1 protein-coding gene and 1 pseudogene are annotated in these 2449 nt (G+C 48.4%); one reads left to right on the top strand and one right to left on the bottom strand.

Translation table 11 applies throughout. The annotated features are described in order from the left end of the window. Positions 1-827: 827 nt before the first annotated feature. On the top strand, positions 828-1889 hold the full coding sequence (locus NZ772_17300; protein ID MCS6815313.1) for a glycosyltransferase family 4 protein: 1062 nt from the start codon (positions 828-830) through the stop codon (positions 1887-1889). 50 nt (positions 1890-1939) lie between these two features. On the opposite strand, the pseudogene NZ772_17295 reads toward NZ772_17300, so the two are convergent. Next, a pseudogene (locus NZ772_17295) lies at positions 1940-2449 on the bottom strand (ATP-binding protein).

Raw genomic sequence — 2449 nt, 5'->3', positions numbered from 1 at the left:
ACCACCCCGCAAGGGGACGGAAACCCACTAAACTTTTAGCCTCCTCCAACGAAAGTTCGCGTTTCATAACCACCACCCCGCAAGGGGACGGAAACATATTTATCTCCCCATACTACTGAAGCGATTTTAGAGTTTCATAACCACCACCCCGCAAGGGGACGGAAACTCTAAACCTCTGCCCCAGTTTTGTATCGGAGTCAACAGGTTTCATAACCACCACCCCGCAAGGGGACGGAAACCAGAAGCCCACTCCCTGTAGCCGCTACCGTTGTCGTATGTTTCATAACCACCACCCCGCAAGGGGACGGAAATATTTCCTCAACTTCTACGTGGCCGAGACAAGCTTCTATGTTCCACAACCACCACCCTGCAAGGAGACGGAAACTGTAACCTGTAACCTTTAACCCTTAGTCCTGGTTCACAGCTACTGTTCTGCAAGGGGATTGAAACTAGATGGATTTATCACAAAGACACAGAGGGCACGAAGGGGTTACACGATCGCTAGCCGGTAGGGGAATTACAACTTGATGTTCCTTGTGGATCCAGAACTGTCTAGAGTTATGCGATCGTTACCCCAACCTAGGGATTGAAACATTTTGTCACAGGACTAGCAGTCTCTTGTAAAGAGAGTTACACGACTACGACTCCGCAAAGAGATTGCAACTGGAATTTAGATCATGTATCTTGAAGCACAAGAGGTTGCTCAACCATTACCTTGTAAAAGGATTGAAATTCTTCTTAGAAGACAAGCCAGACGAAAACTTCTCAGGTTGCGCAGCCACTGCCCCGCAAGGGAAGTAGAGCGCTTTAGAGTAGGATTTAAACAAATGCATTGGACTATAGCCGCATCGTTTATAAACGCGGATAATCTCTCTAGTCAAAAGTGGCTAGTACCCTTTATACCCGGTAACCGTCATACTTTTGAGATTGTACCTCGACCTCAGCCATTACCCAATTGGCACCATGCAAAACGTAGTGTCACTGACATCAGTCAATGGTTGATTTATTGGGAACACGGTAAACGTTGTTTACAGGCAACGCAGGGAGGGGTAATCACTGTTTTTCCTCAGTTAGCCGCTGTAGTTGCCACACAGGCAAAGTTAACGGGTAAGAAAACACCAATCATTGCCTGGTTATTTAATGTTGGCACGTGTAAACAGGGAATTAAACGTTGGTTGGCGAAGGCAAGTCTGGATAATGTAGATTACTTTGTCGTCCATAGTCGTCGAGAAATTGATATTTATCATCAATGGTTGGGAATTGAGAGAGAAAAATTTATCTTCGTTCCCTACCAAGTTCCTGAAATCCCGATCATTAGTTCAGAAGAAACAGAGCATCCCTTTATTGCTGCCCTAGGTTCAGCCCATCGGGATTTTTCTACCCTGTTCCAAGCTGTGGAAAGAACCCAAACACCCACAGTTGTTATCTCTGGACAACGAGCGCTGGCAGGATTGTCTATTCCCAGCAACGTTACCACCTTATTCGAGATTGCGCGCCAAGAGTGCCTGAAATTGGCTCAACAGGCTTGTATAAACGTCATTCCTTTGCGTACTGACCCGAAAATTACCGCTGCTGGACAGGTGACTCTTGTAGAAGCGATGCGAATGGGTCGAGCGATAATCGCTAGTAACTGCAACGGAGTTGAGGATTATATCCAACATGGTGAAACTGGCTGGTTGGTTGAACCAAATTCTGTTGATGCGTTAGCAGAGGCAATCAATACGTTGTGGCACGATAAGGAACTACGGCAACATCTTGGCCAATCTGCCCAGAGTTATGCTGCCCAGTACTGCTCTGATGAAGCTGCTGGCAGAGAGTTGGGTCTGCTGCTAGATCGAGTTGAAGACGAATGCACCCAAAAAAGAGCACAAGTAGCAAATTTGACATAATCCCTATAATGCTTGCAGTGGGGGTTATTAGACCCATACTCTAACTATTTTTATCCCCGAATCACCACCACAGGTCGGCCACTGGGGGTAGTAGCTGATTCCGTAGTCGTGCGCTCTTCAAGGGGGGAGAGGCCCGATCGTCGGTCAAAAATCACCAGCCGGTCTGAATCTAGCCCCAACCCAGCCAAATACTGATCCAACTGCTGTAAGCCCTTGGTAAGCGGGTCTTTTTCCCCATCGCGCCATACCTTCAGTTCAATTCCCAAGGTCACGTTGTCGTAGCGCAGACACAGGTCAATGTGTCCAGAGCCAAGGGCATAGTCCCGCTCCAGAGTACCACCCCCATTCACCACCCGATGCAGGAAAGCCATCATCCCCAAATGGGGGGCAATCTCGTGGTAAGGGGGCACTTTTTAGCAGCAGTTGCCCATACTGTCGCCAATTGGCGATCGCCATGCCTCCCTGGGGATGCCGCACCACGAGTCCTAGGTCAACCAGGAACTGACGATCGTCTTCTGGCACGTAATCCATGGAGTTTCCCGCCAGCATGGGTTCGATAA

This window comes from Cyanobacteriota bacterium, from assembly GCA_025054735.1.
In the GTDB taxonomy this organism is placed as follows: domain Bacteria; phylum Cyanobacteriota; class Cyanobacteriia; order SKYG9; family SKYG9; genus SKYG9.
Note: the sequence above shows the minus strand (reverse complement) of the source record. Positions and strands in the feature narration are given on the sequence as shown.